General features: G+C 63.3%; 4 protein-coding genes and 1 pseudogene. 2 read left to right on the top strand and 3 right to left on the bottom strand.

What is annotated here, in order from left to right:
- Positions 1-170 precede the first annotated feature (170 nt).
- Positions 171-470 (bottom strand): antitoxin Xre/MbcA/ParS toxin-binding domain-containing protein, encoded by a 300-nt coding sequence (locus tag H0W40_RS19755; protein ID WP_292449617.1) that lies wholly within the window; start codon positions 468-470, stop codon positions 171-173.
- A 21-nt stretch (positions 471-491) separates the two neighbouring features.
- The gene (locus H0W40_RS19760; RefSeq protein WP_292449619.1) at positions 492-1,481 is read right to left on the bottom strand and encodes a tyrosine-type recombinase/integrase; all 990 of its coding nucleotides are present in this window, start codon (positions 1,479-1,481) and stop codon (positions 492-494) included.
- A 255-nt stretch (positions 1,482-1,736) separates the two neighbouring features.
- Here H0W40_RS19760 and H0W40_RS19765 point away from each other — a divergent pair, with 255 nt between their 5' ends.
- Both H0W40_RS19765 and H0W40_RS19770 read left to right on the top strand, forming a co-directional pair.
- A complete protein-coding gene (locus tag H0W40_RS19765; RefSeq protein ID WP_292449621.1) occupies positions 1,737-2,108 on the top strand; it encodes an antitoxin Xre/MbcA/ParS toxin-binding domain-containing protein in 372 nt (123 codons plus the stop codon).
- Positions 2,109-2,232: 124 nt separating this feature from the next.
- Positions 2,233-2,859 carry an RES family NAD+ phosphorylase gene (locus tag H0W40_RS19770; RefSeq protein ID WP_292449623.1) on the top strand — a complete coding sequence of 209 codons (627 nt, stop codon included), beginning with the start codon at positions 2,233-2,235 and terminating at the stop codon, positions 2,857-2,859.
- Here the strand turns inward: H0W40_RS19770 and H0W40_RS19775 are convergent.
- Positions 2,856-2,981: pseudogene (locus H0W40_RS19775) on the bottom strand (IS630 family transposase); the annotation flags it as partial. The gene H0W40_RS19770 and the pseudogene H0W40_RS19775 overlap by 4 nt on opposite strands.

The raw sequence follows: 2,981 nt of genomic DNA on the forward strand, positions 1-2,981 counted from the left end.
CCTGTAAATTTGCATCCCCCTCGAACCGAGAAAGGGCTGCGCACCTTAGGGATGGTCCGAGCAGCTGACTCGCGCGTGCATGCGCACCGAAGCAAAGCGCTCGGCCTCATGGCGCTCGACGCGCCTGCCGGGGATGGCTGACGAAGGACACCGAGGCCCGGTCGACTCGCCTACTCGTGTTTCGGCGAAAACGCGGGTGTCAGATGTCCGGGCAGTCCGGCCGCCATGTGTTCGAACGAGGCCTCGGAGGTGCTATGCGTCACCATCCTGCGGAGACATTCACGCACTTGCTGCTCTCCTCCGTTGCCCTGCATTGCCTGCAGCGGCGAGAGGCCCTCGAGGTCCGGCCTCGGCTCATGAATCCAGAGCGACAGAGGTCCCACGACTGCGCCAGGCGCTTCCGGTCGCAGCTGATATCCAAGCTCGAGCAGCAGTCGCCGCACGGTTACCAGCACCATCAGGTCGGTCATGGCGTCATCCTCGCTGACTCGTCAAGCGAGGTCAATCGGTGCGGAAATAACGCGCCGGTAGCGCGCCATGACACCGGGATCGACGACGCCGAGCCACCTGGCCACTTCCTCCGGGGTTTTGCCCCGTTTCAATTGCCGCAGTGCGAAGGTGTGCCGCAACCGGAACGAGCCGCCCTCCACGTTGTCGAGGCCGGCCGTCTGAAGCACGTCTTTCGTAGCGTTGTACTGGGCTACCTTGCCCCAGGGCTTGCCCGTCAGTCTCGTTGATGGGAAAACCTGAACACCCGGAATGTGCTGCTCTTGTCTGACATCGAGCCATACGCGAAGCAGCTGGCCAGCCCATGAAGCCACGGGTGTTTCACGAGCCGGTGCGGCCCCCGCGATGCGAAGCTTCCAAGGAACGCCTTTGAGACGGCCAGCTTCGGTCACCACGTCGGGCAGCGCGAGCGCGCGTACTTCACCGGGGGTCAGTCCAGCGCCAAGCATGAGGCCGACCGAGGCGCGGTTCCTGACCTCCTGCCAGCCCTGCCCTGCTGCTGCTCTTCCTGGCCGGACGGCCGACAGGTAGGCGACCAAGCGCCTGCCTTCGGTGGCAGGCAGGAACTCAGGGAGCGGGTCAGCGTCTGCCGCGTTCGCGTACTTGATGTCGGGCCGCGCCGCGAGCAGTTCGGAGGCCGCGCGGTTCGGGACGTTTCCGTGTACCTGGGCGTGGTGGGACATCACGCGATCGACCAGGCGCAGTAGTCGCCATGCGTATCGGCTGGAAAGCTCGTCCGCGCCGCCACGGGACGCCAAAAAGGCTTCCAGGTCCGAGGTGGAGAGCGATGTGAGTTTGACGCCGTTGCCTACGGCCCAAGCGGTCAATGCGGACCACATGTGGCCGTAAACCTGCATCGACGATTCGCGCTGCAGCAGCCCAGTGCTTTCCAGCTGAGCGATCCACTCGGCCAGCGCAGCCCGGTAGCTCGCAGGGCTTACGTCGTTGGGATCGGAAAAGAGCTCAAGATTCATAATGAACTAACAGCCTACCCGTTGATTTTGCAGGATTTCAGCGACTAGCATTTCAGGATCGCTCATCAACGCCGTTAGTTCATTTCATGGGCGAGCGGGCACCAGCTTTCCGTCGCACGTGGCGAATGCAAGCCTTGTCGAGGTGATCGGGACGCCGGCGCAAGCGTCAAGTCGCGGCCCGCCCCCACGGGGAGGCAAGTCTGTTCGGCTTGCTAAAGAAAGAAGTTCAGGCTAATCTTTCTGAAGAATGACCCCATGATGCAACCTGCCTCTCAAACTGTCGTCCAAAGCGTCCTTTCGAAGGCGACTTGGCGCGCCGCGCGCAATCTCGGGCTTTCCGGGGCCGCGCTGGCCAGAGTGGTGGGCCTCAGCGAAGCCACCGTCAGCCGGCTCGGCCGGGGTGAATGGGACGTCTCACCGCAGAGCAAAGAAGGCCAACTGGCGGCGCTGCTGGTGCGCTTGTTCCGGTCGCTCGACGCGATCGTCGGCAACGACCCGATCAAAGTTTCGAAGTGGATGAGTACGCACAATCGGGCGCTCAATGGCGTGCCGCGCGAGCTGATCGAATCACCGCAAGGTCTTGTTCTGACGCTTCAGTACGTGGACGCGATGCGAGCCACGTCTTGACGGGACGGGCGTGGTCAGCGGCAAGCCGCATGTTTCACTTTGGGACGAGGCGTGGTGGCGCAGGGTCAGTCATCGGACTGCGCGATTGTGGCGAGGCGTCGAGGCGCAGCATGTGGTCGCCACCATGAAGCTCGTCGACAGCCTGGCTGAGCAGACCGAGCTCGAGGAAATCTTGGAGGCCAGCAAGCCGCCGGCGCCTGAGAGCGCCCACTACCTCATTGCTACACCTTTCCGGTACCCCTCGCCGCACGCCTCGCGCTTTAGGCCGAGCGGCGCGATGGGGGTCTGGTACGGCGCCGAAACCGTGGTCACCGCTTGTGCGGAGCTCGGCTACTGGCGCTGGCGCTTCCTGATGGACAGCGACGGACTGCAAGAGAACGAGTTGATCGTCAGCTTTACGCTTTTTGCGGCAACCGTTCAGGGTGAGTCGCTCGACCTGAGCGAGCCCCCCTGGGACGCTCGACGTGCGAATTGGACGGGCGACGATTACTCAGTCTGCCATCAGCTTGCCAACACAGCGCGGCAGCACGGCGTCGAGTGGCTGCGCTACTGGTCGGCGCGCGACGTTGCAGGGCACTGCGGCGCGGTCTTCAACCCGCTGCGCCTTTCGGCGCCAGAGCTCACCACGCAGCAGACATGGCACTGCAAAGTGACGGCGTCGTCTGCGTTCATGCGGCACGGCGATGACGCGATTGCGCTACGCTTTCCCTTGCAGACTGGTGAGGCGGACTCAACAACACCACGGCGCTAGTGTCCCGTCCCGGTAATACGTGAGCAAAGTCGATGCAGCTTTTCCAAGATGGAATCGGCGGTGGCGGTCCAGCGAAACGGTTGGGCGTTCTGGTTGTGCGAGGCCACGAAGTGATCGATACG

Origin of the sequence: Methylibium sp. (assembly GCF_013817345.1) — a bacterium.
Taxonomy (GTDB): domain Bacteria; phylum Pseudomonadota; class Gammaproteobacteria; order Burkholderiales; family Burkholderiaceae_C; genus Methylibium.

What these genes read in the sequence shown, in the direction of transcription:
- H0W40_RS19755 (WP_292449617.1), bottom strand. Translation starts at nt 470, where the DNA reads ATGACCGACCTGATGGTGCTGGTAACCGTGCGGCGACTGCTGCTCGAG.
- H0W40_RS19760 (WP_292449619.1), bottom strand. Translation starts at nt 1,481, where the DNA reads ATGAATCTTGAGCTCTTTTCCGATCCCAACGACGTAAGCCCTGCGAGC.
- H0W40_RS19765 (WP_292449621.1), top strand. Translation starts at nt 1,737, where the DNA reads ATGATGCAACCTGCCTCTCAAACTGTCGTCCAAAGCGTCCTTTCGAAG.
- H0W40_RS19770 (WP_292449623.1), top strand. Translation starts at nt 2,233, where the DNA reads ATGAAGCTCGTCGACAGCCTGGCTGAGCAGACCGAGCTCGAGGAAATC.